General features: G+C 58.6%; 19 protein-coding genes and 1 pseudogene. 11 read left to right on the top strand and 9 right to left on the bottom strand.

Going from position 1 to position 19,694, the window contains the following annotated elements:
* Positions 1–481: 481 nt before the first annotated feature.
* From E3U23_RS03145 to E3U23_RS03130, 4 genes are all read left to right on the top strand, one after another.
* The gene (locus E3U23_RS03145) at positions 482–889 is read left to right on the top strand and encodes a GtrA family protein (RefSeq protein WP_279349745.1); all 408 of its coding nucleotides are present in this window, start codon (positions 482–484) and stop codon (positions 887–889) included.
* Positions 882–1,907, top strand: coding sequence for a glycosyltransferase family 2 protein (locus E3U23_RS03140; RefSeq protein WP_279349744.1), 1,026 nt, complete (start codon positions 882–884; stop codon positions 1,905–1,907). Before E3U23_RS03145 ends, E3U23_RS03140 begins: the two co-directional genes overlap by 8 nt.
* Positions 1,908–1,963: 56 nt before the next feature.
* Positions 1,964–3,508 carry a hypothetical protein gene (locus E3U23_RS03135; RefSeq protein ID WP_279349743.1) on the top strand — a complete coding sequence of 515 codons (1,545 nt, stop codon included), beginning with the start codon at positions 1,964–1,966 and terminating at the stop codon, positions 3,506–3,508.
* 555 nt (positions 3,509–4,063) lie between these two features.
* Entirely contained in the window at positions 4,064–4,453 is a 390-nt protein-coding gene (locus E3U23_RS03130; RefSeq protein ID WP_279349742.1) for a hypothetical protein, read from the top strand.
* A 98-nt stretch (positions 4,454–4,551) separates the two neighbouring features.
* On the opposite strand, the pseudogene E3U23_RS03125 reads toward E3U23_RS03130, so the two are convergent.
* A pseudogene (locus E3U23_RS03125) lies at positions 4,552–5,184 on the bottom strand (tyrosine-type recombinase/integrase).
* Between the two features lie 259 nt (positions 5,185–5,443).
* Here E3U23_RS03125 and E3U23_RS03120 point away from each other — a divergent pair.
* Both E3U23_RS03120 and E3U23_RS03115 read left to right on the top strand, forming a co-directional pair.
* Positions 5,444–6,208, top strand: coding sequence for an alpha/beta fold hydrolase (locus E3U23_RS03120; RefSeq protein WP_279349741.1), 765 nt, complete (start codon positions 5,444–5,446; stop codon positions 6,206–6,208).
* The gene (locus E3U23_RS03115) at positions 6,201–7,313 is read left to right on the top strand and encodes a PAS domain-containing sensor histidine kinase (protein ID WP_279349740.1); all 1,113 of its coding nucleotides are present in this window, start codon (positions 6,201–6,203) and stop codon (positions 7,311–7,313) included. Before E3U23_RS03120 ends, E3U23_RS03115 begins: the two co-directional genes overlap by 8 nt.
* 6 nt (positions 7,314–7,319) lie before the next feature.
* Here the strand turns inward: E3U23_RS03115 and E3U23_RS03110 are convergent, their stop codons facing one another.
* Positions 7,320–7,670, bottom strand: coding sequence for a response regulator (locus E3U23_RS03110; protein ID WP_279349738.1), 351 nt, complete (start codon positions 7,668–7,670; stop codon positions 7,320–7,322).
* Positions 7,671–7,866: 196 nt separating this feature from the next.
* On the opposite strand from E3U23_RS03110, the gene E3U23_RS03105 reads away from it, so the two are divergent.
* From E3U23_RS03105 to E3U23_RS03085, 5 genes are all read left to right on the top strand, one after another.
* Positions 7,867–8,646, top strand: coding sequence for an alpha/beta fold hydrolase (locus E3U23_RS03105; protein ID WP_279349737.1), 780 nt, complete (start codon positions 7,867–7,869; stop codon positions 8,644–8,646).
* Between the two features lie 189 nt (positions 8,647–8,835).
* Positions 8,836–9,954 (top strand): 8-amino-7-oxononanoate synthase, encoded by a 1,119-nt coding sequence (locus E3U23_RS03100; protein ID WP_279349736.1) that lies wholly within the window; start codon positions 8,836–8,838, stop codon positions 9,952–9,954.
* Positions 9,951–10,574, top strand: a complete 624-nt coding sequence (bioD, locus tag E3U23_RS03095; protein ID WP_279349735.1) for a dethiobiotin synthase — start codon at positions 9,951–9,953, stop codon at positions 10,572–10,574. The genes E3U23_RS03100 and bioD overlap by 4 nt, the downstream gene beginning before the upstream one ends.
* Positions 10,571–11,839 carry an adenosylmethionine--8-amino-7-oxononanoate transaminase gene (locus E3U23_RS03090; RefSeq protein ID WP_279349734.1) on the top strand — a complete coding sequence of 423 codons (1,269 nt, stop codon included), beginning with the start codon at positions 10,571–10,573 and terminating at the stop codon, positions 11,837–11,839. Before bioD ends, E3U23_RS03090 begins: the two co-directional genes overlap by 4 nt.
* A gap of 73 nt (positions 11,840–11,912) precedes the next feature.
* Positions 11,913–12,227, top strand: a complete 315-nt coding sequence (locus E3U23_RS03085) for a MarR family transcriptional regulator (protein WP_279349733.1) — start codon at positions 11,913–11,915, stop codon at positions 12,225–12,227.
* A gap of 135 nt (positions 12,228–12,362) precedes the next feature.
* Here E3U23_RS03085 and E3U23_RS03080 read toward each other — a convergent pair whose 3' ends face one another.
* The 7 genes from E3U23_RS03080 to E3U23_RS03050 all read right to left on the bottom strand — a co-directional run bounded on the left by E3U23_RS03080 (position 12,363) and on the right by E3U23_RS03050 (position 19,652).
* Positions 12,363–13,835 carry a S41 family peptidase gene (locus tag E3U23_RS03080; protein ID WP_279349732.1) on the bottom strand — a complete coding sequence of 491 codons (1,473 nt, stop codon included), beginning with the start codon at positions 13,833–13,835 and terminating at the stop codon, positions 12,363–12,365.
* Positions 13,836–14,283: 448 nt separating this feature from the next.
* The gene (locus E3U23_RS03075) at positions 14,284–14,859 is read right to left on the bottom strand and encodes a nucleotidyltransferase family protein (RefSeq protein ID WP_279349730.1); all 576 of its coding nucleotides are present in this window, start codon (positions 14,857–14,859) and stop codon (positions 14,284–14,286) included.
* The gene (locus E3U23_RS03070; RefSeq protein ID WP_279350237.1) at positions 14,843–15,694 is read right to left on the bottom strand and encodes an XdhC family protein; all 852 of its coding nucleotides are present in this window, start codon (positions 15,692–15,694) and stop codon (positions 14,843–14,845) included. Before E3U23_RS03070 ends, E3U23_RS03075 begins: the two co-directional genes overlap by 17 nt.
* On the bottom strand, positions 15,694–17,883 hold the full coding sequence (locus tag E3U23_RS03065; RefSeq protein WP_279349729.1) for a xanthine dehydrogenase family protein molybdopterin-binding subunit: 2,190 nt from the start codon (positions 17,881–17,883) through the stop codon (positions 15,694–15,696). The genes E3U23_RS03070 and E3U23_RS03065 overlap by 1 nt, the downstream gene beginning before the upstream one ends.
* A complete protein-coding gene (locus E3U23_RS03060; RefSeq protein WP_279349728.1) occupies positions 17,880–18,866 on the bottom strand; it encodes an FAD binding domain-containing protein in 987 nt (328 codons plus the stop codon). Before E3U23_RS03060 ends, E3U23_RS03065 begins: the two co-directional genes overlap by 4 nt.
* Positions 18,863–19,366: a 2Fe-2S iron-sulfur cluster-binding protein gene (locus E3U23_RS03055; RefSeq protein WP_279349727.1), complete on the bottom strand. Its 504-nt coding sequence runs from the start codon at positions 19,364–19,366 to the stop codon at positions 18,863–18,865. The genes E3U23_RS03060 and E3U23_RS03055 overlap by 4 nt, the downstream gene beginning before the upstream one ends.
* 106 nt (positions 19,367–19,472) lie before the next feature.
* A complete protein-coding gene (locus E3U23_RS03050; RefSeq protein WP_279349726.1) occupies positions 19,473–19,652 on the bottom strand; it encodes a hypothetical protein in 180 nt (59 codons plus the stop codon).
* Positions 19,653–19,694: the final 42 nt, after the last annotated feature.

Raw genomic sequence — 19,694 nt, 5'->3', positions numbered from 1 at the left:
CCAAACCTCAAGGCTTCACGCGGGATACATATAAATCGCATAGGCAAACCCCGATACTCGTTCGCCCCCAAATGAAACCGGTTTTTTCATGTACGTTGACTTTTAACCGGGGAAGGCCATTCAAAACGCGCGCTGCGGCGATCGACTGAACGATCGAAATCTTGGAAAACTCAGCATTCACGCCACTCCCTCGCGCTCGGACTAGGTTTATAAGTAATGATTTCTCGCGATAGCATAGACTCGGATAAACGAATGCCTCTCTCACCCGAAGGGACGCGGCATCAAAACTGGAGGACGATTTTTGCGGCGAACGCTAGAGGGCAAAGGCAACCGTACTGCCTTAATTACCGAGAGCGGGACATCACGCGCTATCGCGAGCATCCATATGCGTTCATCTTTGGCACGTGGAGTATGCTTACCTTGTATCGCCGGTTTGAAATGAAGATACCGTCCAACGCGTCACTCTAGGACTAGTGATTCCATGCTGTTGAAATTGAAAGGTAAATTGAACCGCGATCTGCTGGGGGAACTCACTAGATTTGCTGTTTGCGGTGTGGCGAACACTGCGACATGCTTTGTACTTTTATTTGTCCTCACAAGCGTCGACTTGAACGTCTGGCTGGCGAGTTTTTTTTCTTACGGTATTGCGACCGTACAGAGCTTCTTTCTCAATAAAAGCTGGACCTTTCGGGCCGCAAAAACATCTTCCCAATTTACTCAGTTTGTTTTGCTGAATGTCGTTTCAGCTTTAGTTTTCAGCTCTCTCACCGATTGCCTTACTTCCATCATCACCCTTTTTCCCGCTGCAGTTTTCGCAACAGGTGTCAGTATGCTGGTAAACTTTGTCGCCATGAAACTGATTATATTTAAAAAGGCTGCTCATGTGTAATCACGCACGCCCTCGCAGGTCTTACCCAAGCGTTTCAATCGTAGTCCCAGTTTACAACGAAGAAACCGCCATTTCCCTTTTCCTCGAAGCGGTCATCTCGGTCTTGGAAGCTGATTCCAAAAACTGGGAGATTATCTTCGTCAACGATGGCAGTTCCGACCAAACATTGTCCGTTATTCGCAATCATTCTATCGAAGATCCGCGGATAAAGGGCGTCGATCTTTCGCGCAATTTCGGTAAGGAAATTGCGCTGACGACCGGCTTAGATTTTGCAAGCAACCAGGTCGTCATCCCGATGGACGTCGATCTGCAAGATCCGCCTCAGCTGATCCCAGAGATGATCGATCGCTGGCGCGACGGCTATGAAGTCGTCCTTGCCAAGCGTTCCGACCGCAAATCTGACTCGTTTGCAAAGCGCCTTTCGGCTTCGATGTTTTACTGCACGATGTCTCGTCTGACCAAGATCGACATTCCCGCAAATGTGGGCGACTTTCGATTGCTTGGTTCCGATGCCATGGCGACTTTGCGCAAATATCCCGAACGCGAACGTTTTATGAAAGGGCTGTTTGCTAGTCTGGGATTCAAGACGGCGACTATCGAATATGTTAGGCCAGAACGCTCGACCGGAGAGACCAAGTTCAATCCGTGGAAGCTTTGGTCTCTAGCGCTTGAAGGAATCATTTCCTTTTCATCAACGCCGCTCAAGATTTGGACCTATATCGGTATTACCTGCGCAACAGCGTCGGCGCTTTACCTTCTGACCATCCTTATAAAGACGATTATACTTGGCATCGATATGCCAGGCTATGCTTCACTGATGTGTGTCGTTTTGTTTATGAACGGTCTCATTTTAACAGGTCTGGGTGTCATTGCCGAATACATTGCGCGGATTTTCAATGAGGTGAAAAACCGCCCCCTTTATGTCGTACAGGAATGCATCGGTAAGTTCGATCCTGACGCTCTCGTACAATGCGCAAGCGCTTATACTGAAGGTCAGCGATGGCGGCCGTCGTTATGACCCTTCGATCACTCCTACTCGAAACCGACGCAGTAGAAAACGATCAAAATTACCGTATGATCATTTCTGTCTGGGCACTCATCCTTCTGGTGCCGCTCGCCTTCTCACCGGTGATCCCGTCGATAGACCTCTATTCGCACATCGCAAGATATTGGGTGCTCGCCAATATCGACGATCCGGTATTACAGGAGAATTACCGATCCGCATGGGCGATCCTTCCGAACCTCGGTCTAGACCTGATCGGGGTAATTCTTGTTAGCGTGGTATCTCCCGAAATAACTACAAAAATCATCGTCGGCGGCGTTTTGCTGATTCAGTACTTTGGTGCCTTGTATGCTTCCAGGCTTCTTTCGGGGAAGGATAACCCGAACCTCCCACCGCTGCTATGCATTCTTGCCTATAGTTATATTCTCGGTTGGGGGTTTTCAAATTTTCTGTTCGGCTTGGGTCTTGCCTTCTGGAATTTCGCCCTTTGGGTGCGCTTTCGCAAACGAGTTTTTCTCGCGACTATGATTTGTAGCATGGGAGCATTCGTCGTCTTCCTCGCACACGGACTAGCCTTTGCACTCTATGGTCTGATAGTGGGATGCTATGAACTCTCGCGCTGGTATTTAAAGCGTACCCGGCATCTTGAGGATCTGGCGAGCCGAACGGCATTGCTAGGCGCGCAAGCCCTCATCCCTGCATCGTTGTTTTTTCTATCGAAGACCTCCGACGCAGAAGGGCAAACTGGCGGTATCGCCGCCAGCATCGACCAACACATGGCGGCCGGTTCGCTAATCGATCGGTTGTTCGATCTCTTTGCTCATAGATCAGAATCTTTTTTTCGCTTAGCCGAAGGTCCCTATCTGGCGCTCGACGTTGTAACCGTGCTTTGCCTAGCTGGCCTCCTTACATACGGCCTTACCAAAAAGGCCCTACGCATCCTTCCGGTGCAAATGCTCGCCATCGGTTTGTTTACGGTTTTGCTGGTGCTCACGCCGCCCAACTTATTTGGTGTGGGTTATATCGCCGACCGGATACCGCTCGTGCTTGCGTTAGTTTTCTCAATATCACAAATTTCGCAACCCTACCGCGCAAACAAGGCCGTTCGCCATATCACGCTCGGACTATCGCTTCTTGCTGTCATTCGCATCGGAACGGTAAGCTACGGCTACTCGAAATACAGCGAAACCTATCGGGATTTTGTGGAAATAACTCGTTACATACCTACCGGATCTATAGTTCTCGATACAAGTTACCCTTCCAAGTCGCGCAAAACGTTCGCCGATCGTTGCAACAGTTTTTTGCCACTCGTAATTGCCTCCCGAAAGGCTGCGGTCCCGATTTTCGCCTATCCTTCCCAGCAGCCTATCGCGGTAATTGGACCCTTGCGGCGAGCTGTTACAGACCGCAAGGAAACCATAGCGCGGACGCATGACAGTCAAGACGTCTCGACAACAATCGAGGCGCTCACAACCTACGATACTTTCGATTTTCTTTTTGTGTGCGATCACAAAAGGATAAAGAAGCCCCTCCCGAATGGTGTGTCCGTCGTTGCAATCTCTGGGCAAATGCTGCTTTTGAGAAATGAGGGACGAGTAAACCGTCACTCGATTTGATTGTTAAGAGAATGAAGAAGGCCGTTATCGCGACGCGTGCCAGTTTTCTGCACGCGAACCGTTCATCCTGTATTGCTGCCTTGGCCGACAAGCAGGAACAGTACCTCATTGCCCTTGTAGCGCGAAGTTCGTTGACCGGTGTGCCCGTAAGCTGTCCAATCGCCTTACCCTCAGACTCTTGCCCATAGCATGGAGAAGCAGGAGAGATGCGAGAGGCGATCCTCAGAAACAAACAAAACGCGGCCCTTCCCTCCTCCGGTATATGTAGCAAAAATACCCCGAAGGCCAATGGCGGTGCTGCCAGTCTAATCGTAACTTATCTCTAACAAGCGCAATTATTCCTTCGTCGCGCATTGAAAAGGACATACGGTTTTGTTGATCGGCCGCCGTGGCCGAGTAACGAGCCTTACAGGTATGTCTGCCGACAGGGTGCCTTACTTGGACAGCTAATGGGCCGGAATCGGACTGTCCGATTTTGGAAGGCAAACGGTGCAAAGCTGCCTTTCGACTTACGACTCCATTGCTGACATTCGAGTGAAGTGCCAATCATAGCCGATGTGGACGCGTCTAGTTGCTTTTGGATTGCTTGCCGGTTGCGCCGAAGACCGCCCGCCGACTGTATGCGGCGCAACATTCTGCATGACAGCGGAAGCTGTATTGATTGGTAAGCAGCATGTTGCCGACTTCAACCTTTATCAAGTGCGTTTCGATGGACAACGGTTTGGCATATACGAAGGCGACTTCCCTGACTTCGACGATGCCGAAGCCGAACACGTCAATATTCCCATGGACGCAAACGCGCGGCTGATAATGCAAGAGGAAGAGTCTCAAGTCCTTGCTTTCGTAAGCAAGAGCTCACCGCGCTATGTTCACGTAACTGGGCCATGCGCATCCGGCAGCTCATGTCCATTGTTGGACATCGCACGCTCAATGACGCGGCAGTAGCCAATGGCGGGAAACCACCCCAATTCCGGTCGCCCGACCGCGCCAAGCAGATGCTCCAAAGCGGTCGACCGAGGATCGACGGCCGACCGCTCGATAAGTCAGATTTCGGTGCGCTCTGCCAGGAGTAAGGCGTCTTCGACGTCCACACCGAGATAGCGGACTGTGTTCTCGATCTTTGTGTGACCCAGCAAAATCTGGATAGCCCGAATGTTGCCGGTGGCCCGATAAATCATCGCGGCCTTTGTCCTTCGAAGCGAGTGTGTTCCGTATTCAGACTTCCGAAGACCAATCGCAGTCACCCATTCGTCAACGAGGCGGGCATACTGGCGCGTGCTCATGTGTCCGGCATGATCGATCCTGCTTGGAAATAGATGATCGCCCGTTGAGCCGCCCCGACGTTCCAGCTAGGCTAGTAGCGTCGCTCGCACATCGGCGGTGAGTTCGAATTGCACCGGTCGACTGGTTTACTGTTGAATGACGGTCGCGCGATTGCGGATGTCAGAGCCGGCAACGACGTCGCCAATCTTGATCTTCATCAAATCGCAGCCGCGCAATTTACTGCCGATGGCGAGATCGAAGAGCGCCTTGTCCCTCAGGCGTCCTTCCCGATCCAGGTGAAAGCGGATTGCCCATATCTGTTTCTGCGTCAGCGGGCGTTTGGTGCCGACATTCTTGCCAGCGTTACAAGCCACGCGTCCCTGCATGGCAGGGTCAAATCGTGAGTATCCCATCATTCTTCTCCTTGGCCGTCATTGGCCAAGAAGATAACGTTCGGCGTGTCGTCGTTTGGGCCCATCCAGCCTGTCGGCTTTTCATCAGGGGGTCACTGACCCAGACGGATCGAGGATTGCAGCATCTTCGAAGTTAGCCTCCTGCAAGGTCGGCATAAAATGTGGCACCCGCGAACCGTTTCTGCTACGGTCGCTTCTAGACAAAATGCTCGCTGGCGGGCGCGGGAGCCGGGCAGTGGGCATACTCGAGCGGAACAATGTGAATCTCCGCGGCCTCGGCGAACGCTCGATGGTGTTCGCCCACGGGTTCGGCTGCGACCAGAACATGTGGCGCATGGTCGCGCCTGCTTTCGAGAACAACTTCCGGACAGTGCTTTTCGATCACGTCGGCGCCGGGGGCTCGGACCTCTCGGCCTACAATGCACAACGCTACGCCTCGCTCGATGCCTATGCCGACGATTTGGTTGAGCTGGGCCGCGACCTGGAATTGGCCGGCGCCGTGTTCGTGGGCCATTCGGTGAGCGCTATGATCGGCGTTCTCGCGTCGCTGAAGGCTCCGGGCATGTTCGCCGATCTCGTCCTCGTCTCGCCCTCTGCGCGCTATATCGACGATCACGGCTACCGCGGCGGCTTCTCGCGCGCAGATATCGACGAACTTCTGGCCTCGCTCGACGACAATCACCTTGGCTGGTCGAACATGATGGCGCCGGTGATCATGGGTAATCCCGACCGGCCCGAGCTGGGCGAGGAACTGACGAACAGCTTCTGCCGCACAGATACGGTGATCGCCCGCCAGTTCGCCGAGGTAACGTTTCTGTCCGACAATCGCAAAGATCTCGCCAGCGTGGCCGCACGCACGCTCGTCATTCAGTGTCGCGACGACGCCATTGCCCCCGTTGAAGTCGGCGAGCATGTGCGCGATTCGATTACGGGGAGCGAAATGGTCCTTCTCGAAGCGACCGGGCATTGCCCTAACCTCAGCGCGCCCGATCAGGTGATCGCGGCCATTCGCGCGTTTGTCTGAGGTAGTCGTCACGCCGTACGATCCCGACCATGTGCCGTGCGGCCTGATGTCGCTGTCACCCGATGGCCGGATCGCGCGCGCCAATAAGCGGATGTCGGACAAGACCGGCTATGGCAGGGATGAACTTGTCGGAATGCCGTTCCAGACGCTGCTCAGCGTTCCCTCGCGCATATTTTACGAAACCAACATCTCGCCGCTGCTGCGGATGCAGGGCTTCGTCGATGAGGTGGCGATGGACCTGCGAACGAATGATGGAAAGCCGGTGCCCTGCTTGGTCAACGTGGCCGAAAGGCGGGACGCCGACGGTTCGCTGTTGTTTACCGACGTCGTCGTACTGCGCGCCGTCGAGCGCCGCCGGTACGAACGCGATCTCGTAAGAAAGCGCGACGCGTCGCGTCGCGAGCTTGATGCGGCAGCCGAAACTGCCCAGCTGCGCGAACAGTTCGTCGCCGTGCTCGGGCACGATCTGCGCAATCCGCTCGCGTCGATCAGCAGCGGCATCCGCTTGCTCAGCCAGCGCGAGGACCTGAGCGAGCGCGGGCAAACCGTGGTCTCGCTTATGGCCGGAAGCGTGCTGCGCGCGTCCGAATTGGTGGACAACGTGCTCGATTTCGCGCGCGGGAGGCTTGGCGGCGGGATTACGCTGAGCCGCAACGCAGACGGGCCCCTCGGGCCGGTTCTCGAGCAGGTCGTGGCAGAGATCCAGTCGGTCAATTCCGGCCGGGTGATCGACTCCAAGATCGATCTGGACGAGAACATCGATTGTGATCGGGTGCGGATCGGCCAGATGCTGTCGAACCTGCTTGGAAACGCGATCACCCATGGGGCGAGCGATCAACCGATAGAGGTGCGCGCGCTTTCGGACGCTGGGCTGTTCGTGCTCGAAGTGGCAAACGGCGGCGCCCCGATTGATGACGCGGCCAGACGCAAGCTCTTCCAACCATTCTTCCGCGGCGAGGTCCGTCCCAACAGCACCGGCTTGGGGCTCGGACTGCATATCGCTTCGGAAATTGCCAAGGCGCATGGCGGCCAGATCGACGTCACATCGGACACGCAGGCGACGCGGTTTCGGTTCGAAATGCCGCTCGTCGTAGCCCAGAGCTGAGGACCGCTATCCGAAAGCCATCGTGTGAAACGTCGCCCCGATAGCGCGCCGATCCATAGGCTTGCGAAAGACATTACTCGGCGGATCGCGCTGGAACTCCGCGTCCGGGGTCGCGGTAACGAAAATTACCGGAATAATACCGTGGCTCGCGCGTATCTTCGCAACCGCCTGGGGACCAGTGCCGGCCCGTAAAGACACGTCGGAGACGATGAAATCAGGAACCCGCTGATCGGCCGCGTCGATTGCATCGCCCTCGTTGTCGGCAAAACTGAAGCTCAATGCGCCGTGATCCGTCAGCACATCAGCCACATCGAGCGCAATCAGCGGCTCGTCTTCGATAATCAGTACATGGCACAAGAATAATTCGTATCGACCTTCTAACGCGCGCTCCTTGCCATCGGGCCCAAGGATTTCACTGGGGCGGGATGTTCCAACGTCTAAAAATTGCTGAACGCAAGGAATTGGGCCGGAAGCGCACCGTCCGCTTTTGGCAACACTTGCGCCAATACAGACATCTACGGGGCCATAAGTCGGTGCGGGACGTTGCCGTTACATGACCATGCACCATACGCGCGCGGGGCGCGGAAAACCCCTTCTCCTTGTCCACGGGCTGGGGGCTACCTCGGGTTCGTGGGACACGATCTCGCCTGCGCTTTCTCAAGTCAGGGAGGTAATTGCCATAGACCTGCCCGGCCATGGGCAAGCACCCGACGAGGCCGACAGCGGCACGTTTGACGGACTTGTGCGCAGTCTGGACAACTGGCTCGGCGCGGAGAATCTCACAGGTATTGATATGGTTGGCAGCTCGCTGGGGGCTCGCCTGGTGCTCGAGATGGCGCGGCGCGGCCAAGCGGGCGCGGTTGTCGCACTCGATCCGGGCGGCTTCTGGCAAGGGTGGGAGCGCACCTTCTTCAAAGCCACCTTAATGCCATCGGTTGCTCTGGTTCGCGCACTGCGACCGGCGCTTTCTGCCATCACCGGAAATGTCGCAGGCCGGACCGCGCTCTTGGCCCAGCTCTCTGCTAGGCCGTGGGCGCTCGATGGGGCATTCGTCGCGCGCGAATTGAAGTCGTTGGCTGACACGCGCACCGTCAATTCGCTTGTGAAGGATCTCGCCAACGGCGCGATGCAGGAGGGTCCTGCGAAAACGGCTGCGCCTGTTGTCATAGGCTGGGGACGCAAGGATCGGCTGTGTCTACCGCAGCAGGCGGATCGCGCGATGAAAGCTTTCCCTGAAGCGACGCTGCACTGGTTCGAGCGTAGCGGGCACTTCCCGATGTGGGATCGGCCAGAGGAGACTGTCCGCGTGATACTGGATGCAACGAGCATCTAGGAATCGAAAAAATACTGCCACTGGGTAATTAGCAAAATGAGGGCCTATGCAGGGGCCGGCCCCATTGCAAAGTCCTTTGTTGGGCCGGAAGCTGACCGTCTGCTCTCATGCGCTTAGCCGCTACAAAGAGACATCCGCACGAAGTCGCCTTTGCAGCGTGGACCAGCCCGTTTAGGGCCACATTTGCCCATGGTTTCCAGTTTTCACCGCGATGATCTCATTACGCTCGCTAGGGCGCACCGTCGCCGCAAATTGTTGTCTCCGGTCGGCCGTGACTTTTCCTCGAACGACTATCTCGCATTTGCCGGGTCGCAATCGCTCCGCGATGCCGCCGTCGAGGCAATAGATCGCGGAGTGGCAGTGGGTTCTGGCGGCTCGCGTCTCCTGCGCGGCAACACAGCGGAACATGAAGCGCTGGAAGCGCAGGCGGCGCGGTTCTTCCACAGCGAGAGCGCGTTGTTCGTCGGATCGGGTTTTGCTGCCAATAGCCTGATCTTCGCCACACTGCCTCAACCGGGCGACCTGATCGTGTACGACACTCTAATCCATGCAAGTGCCCACGAAGGGATGAAACTTTCGCGCGCGCCATGCAGCAGCTTCACCCATAACGACGTCGGCGCAGCCGCTGATGCGATCGACCGGTGGCGCGCCGCCGGTGGCAAGGGGACGCCGTGGATTGCTGTCGAGACACTTTACAGCATGGACGGCGACTGCGCCCCGATCGAGGATTTCGCAGCGCTGGCTGATCAGGTGGACGCGATCCTGCTGGTCGACGAAGCGCACGCGGCAGGGGTGTATGGTCCCGGTGGGCGCGGACTTGCAGCCGACTTTCTGGGTCGCGAGAACGTCGTCTCGATGGTGACCTGCGGCAAAGCGTTCGGCTGCGAGGGTGCCCTGATACTTGGCCCCGCCGTGTTCCGCGACTTCCTGCTAAATCGTGGGCGCAGCTTCATCTTCTCTACCGCACCCTCTCCCTTGATTGCCTCGGTCGTGCGGGCGAGCCTGGGCATCGTGGCGCGGGCCGAAGATCGCCGAGAACGCTTGCGCGCACTGGTCGTCGAAGCCGGCCGCGCATTCGAACGTTTCGGCTTTGCCCCCAGCGGAACGCAAATTCAGCCAATCGTGATCGGTGACGAGGCCCGCACGATGCGGATCGCGGAGACTTTGCAAGGCTGCGGTTTCGACGTGCGCGGCATCCGCCCGCCGACCGTGCCGCCGGGCACGGCGCGGCTGCGTATGTCTATCACGCTCAACAGCGGGGAAAGCGATATCCGCGAGTTCGCGGCCGCGTTGGCGAGGTTGCTGTGAGCCAGACATTCATCGTCACCGGCACCGATACCGATATCGGTAAGACTGTGTTTGCGGCAGGGCTGACACGCGCACTGGGCGCGATCTACTGGAAACCGGTGCAGGCCGGGCTTGATGATGGATCGGATAGCGAGCGCGTTGCCTCTCTCGGCGTGCCCCGCGCGTCGATTCTGCCTGAAGCGTACCGCCTGACGACACCGTGCTCGCCACATCGTGCCGCCGAGTTGGACGATGTGGCGATCGATCCCGCGTCACTTGCGCTGCCTCAGGTGGCCCGTTCGCTGGTGATCGAAGGCGCGGGTGGCGCGTTGGTGCCGGTCACGCGAACCCTGCTTTACGCCGACCTGTTCGCGATCTGGGGTGCACCGGTGGTGATCGTCGCGCGCACCGGGCTTGGCACTATCAACCATTCGTTGTTGACGATCGAGGCGCTGCGTACGCGCGGCGTTCCCATTCTCGGCATGGCGTTCGTCGGCGCGCCGCAGGAGGACAGCGAGAGGACCATATGCACGATCGGGGGCGTCGAGCGGCTCGGCCGTCTGCCGATCCTCGACCCGCTCGATGCGGCGACACTCGCTGCGGAGTTTGCCGAGGGCTTCACGTCGGAGCATTTCACATGACCGAGGCGCCCATCTGGCACCCCTTCACCCAGCATGGGCTTCAAGAACCCATCCCGGTGGTGTCCCACGCCGAAGGTGCCTCGCTGTTCCGCAAGGATGGCAGCGAGGTGATCGACGCGATCTCATCCTGGTGGGTGACCACGCACGGCCATGCGCACCCGCGGATCGCCCAGGCGATCGCCGAACAGGCATCGCGGCTCGACCAGATAATCTTTGCTGGCTGGACGCATGAGCCAGCCGAAGAGCTGGCGCGGAATCTGCGCGCACTGATGCCCAACACCCTCACACGCGTATTCTTTTCCGACTCCGGCTCCACCAGCGTGGAGGTCGCGCTCAAGATGGCGCTCGGCTACTGGCTTCATCGCGGTGAAGCGCGGCATCGGATCGTGGTGATGGATCACGGCTATCATGGCGATACGATTGGCACCATGTCGGTCGGCGCGCGCGGTGCATTCAACCGGGCCTACGAACCGCTGCTGTTCGACGTCACTTCGATACCCTTCCCGAGCCCGGGTGCGGAGCAATCCACGCTCGATGCGCTCGACCGAGCATGCCGTGAAGGTGCTGCCGCCTTCATCGTCGAACCGCTGGTTCTGGGTGCGGGCGGAATGCTGATGTATTCCGCCCAGACCTTGGCAGAGATGCGACGAATCTGCGCCACGCACGGCACGCTGTTCATCGCGGACGAGGTGATGACCGGATGGGGCCGGACTGGAACGCTACTGGCGTGCGATCAGGCGGACATCGCGCCCGATATCCTCTGTCTCTCCAAAGGGCTGACCGGAGGCGCGATCCCGCTCGCGGTGACGATGGCGAGCGAGCCTGTGTTCGATGCGCATCTGAGCATCGATCGCGCGCGGATGTTCTTCCACTCTTCCAGCTACACCGCCAACCCGATCGCCTGTGCGGCAGCGAATGCGAATATCGCGATCTGGCGAGACGAGCCTATGATGAAACGCATCGCTTCGCTCGCCGAGCGACAAGCGGCGCATCTGGCACAGCTTGAACGGCATTCGCGGGTTCAGGACGCGCGACAGGCGGGGACCATCGCCGCGTTTGAGGTGAGCATCGCGGACGAGCCGGCCGGCTATCTTTCCGATATCGCGTCACGTATGCTGGCCATGTTTCGGGAACGCGATGTGCTGCTCCGACCGCTGGGCAACACGATCTACACGATGCCGCCCTATTGTATAACGCCGGACCAACTCGAAAGGATCTACGCCGCGATCGGCGAGGTTCTTTACTTACTCGGCGATACGCGATGATACGGGCGAACCCATCCCATGCGGGCTTTCCGTTTTGCGGTCGGATGAAACGACGGATATGTCAATGCGATAGGTGGACGGCTTCGAAGACTGGAATCCCGAAGCCGGCATCTCCGCACCCGTCCGCACGGCATCGACCCTGCGGGTTCTATACCGGAAAGGGCCGTTGCCTGTGACGACCATAGCCAAGGAGATTTGCCAGTCTCACCCCCTGGTCATCAACTGGATCCGGCAGTTGAAGGCGTTGGGCATGGTGCGATCACGCAGTCATCCCCGCGATGCGCGCATGTCGATCATCGAGCTAACGGATTTGGGCCGCGAGAACGCAGAAAGCATGATCGCGGCGGACGAGCCGATCGAAAAAGCCTATCGAGCGCTTTTTCACTGAGGCGGATGCCGATTGCTTCGCCGCGTTATGGCGTATCGAAGCGGCCTGTCGCAGAAAAGGGATGACCGAGCGGCTCGCCGAAGCTCAAAGCATTGGCGATTAAACGAGAAGCGAACCGGCCTACGGCGAGACTTCCTATTGCTTGAGCAAGTTGACGATCCACGCTTCTATATTCTCGGTGGAGCGCATGTCACCGGCGAATGCATGAACAGGTGTCCATGGCTCGTTCGATCCGCGAGCCCGACCGCGATACACCTTCATCGGCATGCCGACCTTCGACAGACCGCTGGGCAGCGGGTCCTCGCGGATATCCATGTAGAGTGTGTCGGCGCTCGTTTCCTGTCCCACCTGGATCGCGCCGAGGGAACGCCACAGATCGACCGCATCGAGGCAGGCCGAAGCGCAGGTCCAGTCGGTAAGAACGTAGACTGGTCCTTGCGGAGCAGCGTTGCTAGTGCCAGCGCTGTCAGACGAAGGCGACTGAGCGGACGAAGGCTCGCGCCATAGCGGCTCGCCCTTCTGCAAAGCTCCCTGCATCCCGGTGACCGCGGTATCCAGCCAACCGCGCACGTCTTGCGATGCATCCGGACTATTCTCGTATTCCTGCCGGTATTCGTCCAACGCGGCGATATTGCCAGCTGAGGCGCGCCATTCGACATAGTCGGAACCGCTTTCTACCGATTCTACCGTATCATCGCCCCAGATAATCCGTGCAATCTGCTTCGACCAGTCCGACGAGCCGCCTCCATTGCCTCTGAGATCCAGGACGATCCGCGGCGCCGAGCGGATTGCGTCGCCATCGCTGCGCATATCAGCAATCAAGGCCGTCAGCTGCTTGCTCGCTTCGCTTTCTGGCTCACCATCGAAATCCGACAGCGAATACCACCGCGTGCCGCTATCGAAGGTCCGCGCGCCAATCTCCGGACTGAACCTCAGGCCAGTGGCCCCGAAACGATCGGCCAGTTCCTTATCCGATATGTCGCGCCACTGCAGGGTTGTCGTCACCCGTGCGCCATCCACCGAGAAAACGCACCGGTCGGGCCGGCTTACGAAGGGATTTCCGACATCCATGAACAGGCGACCCCCGTGGATCATGCGCTGACTGAGCAGCTCCCATCTACCGCGGAAAGCGCCGACGTTTTCGGCCATCAATTCCGCAGCCGGGGTGTCGTCGCATTGTACGAGTTCCGAGCCTATTGGCACCGTCCCATCGTCCGCTACGGTCCGAACTACCTGTCGGCCGTTGTCATCGTATCCAGTAAGAAAGCCCGGCCATCGAACCGCTAGGTCGGGTGCGGCCTCGGTCGAACGAAGAAGGACATGGCCGTCGTCGAATGCGGAGATGTAGGCGCGCATCGCCCAGATGTAGCCAGGGTAGTCACTGATGCGCTCGGCCCGGTCGAGCGCGGTTCGCAGGGCCTCCTCGTTGCAATCCGTGAAGCCGGGATCTAGCGCGTTGACCGGCCCAGGATGGTTCTGCTTCACCAGATCATGCAGTGCCTGTGCGTCATCGCGCAAAGCAGACGCCCAATCCCGATCGGCGGGGCCAGCGGCGATTAAAAGAAACGCCAATCCTGGTGTGGTGAACTTCGCGAGCCAGTTTGCCATCATCGTGATTTAATTTGACCGGCGCGCGTCGGCAATTGAATTGAGAGCGGAGGCAACGCCTTCGATCGCTTCTGTCAAACGGCGTCTTCCACGGCGATTAGACACTCATCAGAATTACAGAGATCGCGGCGAAATCTCATCAGTATCGCACCGGAACGAATATCCGCTTTTGGGCAATCCGCTCTTGCCCCAGAATGACCGAAATTGGGGCGCTTTGTTGCCATAGACCTTTTACCCGAATATGCGGTGTTTCTAGGGTCACAGCAATAGTCGATCCTAAAGAAATACTTCGCCTAGTCTGACATCAAAAGCGTCTAACTCCATCGAACTAATGCTCACAAGGGCACATTTGGGGGTACAAAGCGGAATGACGATGCATGAACTCGCGCAGTTCCGCCCTTACTCACTCACCTTTCGACGGACACCCTGTCCGCCAAATGGTTCAAGTTCATACCCCGAATACGCCGGTTTCAGCAGCTTCGAGATCCTGCTTCGTATCAATATCGACAAGAGCACCGCTTTCAAAAGGCTCGATCGTGTCTGCCCGGTCCCAATTGATGCTCGCGGCGCCGCGATCTCCTTCCAGCATCATCAGACGGTCGTACGAAGTCTCGGGAAACGCAGCCGGGGCGCCTCGCGTCCCGTCTTTCTGCGTGGTAAATACGACGCCTTCGCTGCTCGCTAAACGGCGAAGGTGGTCTGCTCCAATGAAAGGCATGTCTGCCAGACCGATGACGACGCGTTTCGCCGATGATGCGTGCGGAAGTCCTATTCGGATCGATGAAGCCATTCCGCGCTGCGGCTGTTCGTTGACCACGATGGTCCATCCTTCGGACTTGAATCCGGCCAGATCCGGCCCGATCACGAGGACGCGGCGAGCAAATCCGGCAGCTTCGGCGGTGTGCAAAGCAATATCGATCAAGCGCCGCCCGTCGATTTCCGCCAGCAATTTGTCGCCACCGAACCTCGTGCTCCGGCCGGCGGCCAAGAGGACATAGGCGATGGCATCATCCAGCGGTTCCATAAGCCCGTTCATACCGTTCGACGATCTGGGCTATGGCGGACAAGGCCAAGGTGTCCGCGCGTTTGCAATTCGCGATGAGGCCGACCGGACTCACGATACGGGCGATCTGCTCTTCCGGCACTCCCCGCTCCATCAAAGCAACAGAACGCGCCATCCGTGCGTTTTCGCCGCCTTGTGCCCCGATGAAAAACGTCGGACTCTTCAACGCTTCTTCGAGCAAAGCGGCTTCCCATTCGTGATCATGAAACAGAAGCAGCACTGCGGTGAATGCGTCCGCCTCTCGAAGGCCACTAGGAGAGCGAAGGGTCAGGTCGTTCTTCGCGACAATCTCAGTCTCGACGCCTGCCGCTTGAGCCAAGGCGAAGAGCATTCGCACTTCGGGCCCCTCTCCGAATACCCGGATCCGAAGTGCCGGATTGTATGCGCGCTCGCAGAGAAAATCGTTTTCCGGAAGGCGCAAGCGTGCCGGCTGGCGCTTTTCCAAGCTATCGACAGTTCGACAGATCGCGATGCGATCGGGTGACGGATCGAGCAGTATATCGACGCCCCCGCCGCACGGCAGTTGAAAATCGATAACGGATGACCCGCGACCGTATCTACGAACGAATGGCGCGTCGGCGTTAGCGATATCGCTTACGAGTTGGTTCTCGAGGCATCCGTCGGCCAGATCGCCGATCACATTGCCATCCGGCAAAATCGCGAGTTGCGCTCCGATGGCGCGCGAAAAGCTACCCTCAACACCTACCACCGTACACAGGGAAACGCCCGGGTCACACGCAGCGACGAGCGCCGCGTGGTCCCGGGCGACTAGATTGTCGCGCACGTCCGTCTGCATCAATCCGGCATTGCGGCAAGTACGCGGTCCGGCGTCATCGGGAACGAAAGGACACGCGCGCCGCAGGCATTGTAGATCGCATTAGCGATTGCGCCGGCGCCGCCGCACATTCCGAGTTCGCCGATGCCTTTGGCCTGGATCGGACTGGCGACCGGATCGCGTTCATCGACCATCACTACCTCGCAGTCCGGCACGTCGCGGCAGACCGGCACGTGATATTCGGCAAGGTTGTGGTTCACGATGTGTCCGTCGTTCGGATCGAACAGCAATGCCTCGGTCAAAGCCGCGCCGATGCTCCATGTGATACCACCAAGGCATTGCGAGCGTGCGGTCTTCTCGTTCAGCACCCGGCCGAACCCGAACGCACCCAGCATCCGATTCACGCGCGTTTCCCCGGTGAACCGATTGACGCGCACTTCAGCGAAGAACGCGCCGAAGCCCGACGCCACGTAGTCGTCCGAGATATCGCCTGGCTCGTATTCGCCGACCTGGGAAATGTCTGAGCCATCGAGGATGTCGGTCAGGCTGCGCCCATCGTGCAGCTTGCCATCCTGCAGGCTTGCATCGTCGGAGTTGACGCCGGCCTTTTCAAAGACAGCATCGCGTACGGCGTTGCACGCAACGAAGGCAGCAGAGCCGATCGAGGCCGCGCCCCAGCTTCCGCCGGAACCCGAGCCACGCGGAAACGCGGTGTCCCCGAGCCGCACTAGGACCTTGTCCGTTTCGAGCCCAAGCATCTCGCCGACAATCTGCGCCAGGATCGTATAAGTCCCGGTGCCGAGATCGGTCATGTCGGTTTCGACGATAGCGGTGCCGTCGGCTTTCAGCGTGACGCGGGTCTGAGCCTTGGAAACGTTGTGGACGCGGGCGGCGCTCGCCATGCCGGTCCCGATCCACCATTCGCCGTCGCGTGTCTGACGCGGGGTGCGGCTTGCACCGTCCCATCCGAAAGCTTTGGCTCCCTGCCGTAGAGCCTCTTCCAGCTTGTGCGAGGAGAACGGTTTTCCATTGGCCGGATGTTTTTCCGGGATGTTCCTGATGCGCAGTTCCACCGGGTCGACGCCCGCCTTCTCCGCTAGCATGTCCATCGCGATTTCGAGCGCCGGCATGCCGATCGCCTCGCCCGGCGCGCGCACCGAGCCCGCGGTCATCCGGTGAATGCGCGCGACTTCCAGTTCGAGCAGGCGATTGTCGCCCTTGTAGAGAAAATCGCTCGATTGCAGCACCGGCTCGGCGAATTCCTCTTCCGGCAAATTCGAGACGCGCGCCTGGTGCCCGAACCCCGACAATTCGCCATCGTCGTTCGATGCGAGACGGAGGCGCTGGGTCGATTCCGAACGGCGCATCACCATCTCGAAAACCTGCTGGCGCGTCATCACCACACGCACCGGCCGCTCCAACTGCATGGCGGCAAGCGATGCGGCCACCACATCCTCGCTGATACCGAGCTTCGATCCGAACCCGCCACCGACATAGCGCGAAACGATGCGAATCTGGTCTTCCTCCAGATCGAGCGCATCGGCGAGTTCTGTGATGTTATAGTTCAACATCTGAAGCGAGGCGTGGACCGTCAGCGTATTTCCGTCCCACTCCGCTATCGTCGCATGCGGCTCCATGGCTGCGGAAGCATGGCCTTCGGTTTGAATCGTCGTATCGACCGCGTGCTGCGCCTCGTTGAGAGCATGCGGCACATCGCCCTGTCGTGTAGCGCCGTCTTCCTGCACTTCGGCTTCGACCTTTTGCGGATCGAACGCGATATCCTCTTCGGCATTATACTCGATCTTCGCCTGCGCCGCGGCGTTGCGCGCATCTTCGAAACGTTCGGCAACGACAAGTGCGATCGGCTGCCCCAGATAATTCACGGTTTTTGGTTTCTGGACTGGAGCCTCGTTCGCGGTGCCTTGAGCGGCGCGAGCCGTTTGGCGTGAATCTTCGATGACCGCGACAACGCCCGGCATTGCCAAAAGCGCATCGGTATCGATGGAGGTGACTTCGCCTTTGGCGAAGGGTGCCTGAATGAGAACGCCTTCGAGGCAGCCATCGATCTTGTACTCGGCCGAATAGGTCGCCATGCCGGTGACCTTCGCCAGTCCTTCCACGCGGGAGATCGGCTTACCCAGAACGCCCTGCTTCATGCCGTCCAGCACGTTGCGAGTATCGGGTTCGTCCTGCTTCATCTTGACTGTCATATTTCTGTTCCCGTCGCTTGCGCGAGCACTGCGGACAAGGTCCGGCGCGCAAGCGGTATCTTGAAATCGTTCTCGCCGTAGCCCTGCGCCGTATCGAGCAGAATATCGGCTGCCTTGTCGAACAGGGCGGCAGACGGTTCGCTACCAACCAGATGATCGGACAGGCGCGGATCGTGCCACGGCTTGTGCGCTACGCCTCCGAACGCGAGGTCAGCGCGCGAAATGCGGCCGTCTTCCATGTCCACGATTGCTGCGATCGAAACCAGCGCAAACGCGTAGGACGAGCGTTCGCGAACCTTGCGATAGATCTGCGTTCCGCCGATTGGCTTCGGCAGGGTGACGCCGGTGATGATCTCGCCGTCCTTCAACACATTGTCCCTCCAGGGCTCGTCGCCCGGCAGACGATGAAAGTCGCGCACGGAAACCGAGCGGCTGGTGTCGCCCTCCCCCGCGATCTCGACCGTTGCGTTGAGCGCCGCCATCGCCACGGCCATATCGCCGGGATAAGTCGCGATGCACTGGTTGCTCGTGCCGAGGATCGCATGGAGCCGCGCGATCCCGTCGATCGCTCCGCAACCCGAACCCGGCTCGCGCTTGTTGCACGGCTGCGTGGTGTCAGTGAAATAATAACACCGAGTGCGCTGGCACAGGTTGCCGCCCGTCGTCGCCTTGTTGCGCAATTGCTGCGTCGCTCCGGCGAGGATGGCTCGCGAGAGGACCGGATAATCCGCCTTCACACGCGGATGTACGGCGGTGGCGGTGTTGGTAGCGAGCGCGCCAATGCGCAAACCGCCCTCGTCCGTGTCCTCGATCTGCGCCATTGGCAGGCGGGAGATATCGACTAGCGTTTCGGGGGTTTCGACCTGCAATTTCATCAGGTCGATCAGGTTCGTACCGCCCGCAATGCTCATCCCGCTTTCGGGCATCGTCAATTGCGAAGCGTGTTCGAGCCGCTCGGCGCGTTGATAATCGAATGGCCTCATGCCGCCATCTCCTTGGCTGCCGCCTTGATCGCGGCGACAATGTTCACATAGGCTCCGCAGCGGCACAGATTGCCGCTCATCCGTTCGCGGATTTCCTCATCGCTCATATCGATCGCCGCTTCGAGGTCGTCGCTGGCGTCGCTCGGCCAGTTGTTCGCGAATTCGTTCAGCATGGCAGTCGCGGAACAGATTTGTCCCGGCGTACAGTAGCCGCACTGGTATCCATCGTGTTCGAGAAATGCTTTCTGCAGCGGGCTGGGATCGGTTTCGGTACCTAGACCTTCGATCGTCTGCACGGTGTCGCCATCGTGCATAACGGCGAGCGACAGGCAGGAATTGATCCGCATTCCGTCAACGAGAACCGTACACGCCCCGCACTGGCCGTGATCGCAGCCTTTCTTGGTGCCGGTCAGACCGATCTCGTGACGCAGAAAATCGAGCAAGCTGACGCGCGGATCGTCGGGCAGGTCGTATTGGGTATCGTTGACGGTTATCGGCACGGTTTGCTCCTGGCGGATAATAAGCGAAGGCGCAGAGAAGGCGCGGCAGTCAAAAAGGGCGACTGACGTGAGCCGCCCTCAGAAAAGTCGGTGCGGATGCCGAAGGTCACTTTTTCGATTTCGGCGTCACCAGCGATTGCGCCTTGCGTTCTTCGGTCGGATAATCGTCGGCCTTGACGCTCGACTGGTTCTTCAACGCGATGTGATCTTCCACGATACCGCCATCACGGTCACCTTCGTGATCGTCACGCTCGCCCTGCGGATCATCCTGAATTTCGAATTCCATTGCTCGTCTCCTCGAACCAGTAACGGTCGGGAAACCAAAGCG

Origin of the sequence: Erythrobacter litoralis (assembly GCF_029760855.1) — a bacterium.
GTDB classification, from domain to species: domain Bacteria; phylum Pseudomonadota; class Alphaproteobacteria; order Sphingomonadales; family Sphingomonadaceae; genus Qipengyuania; species Qipengyuania litoralis_A.
This window is presented reverse-complemented; position numbering and strand designations above follow the sequence as displayed.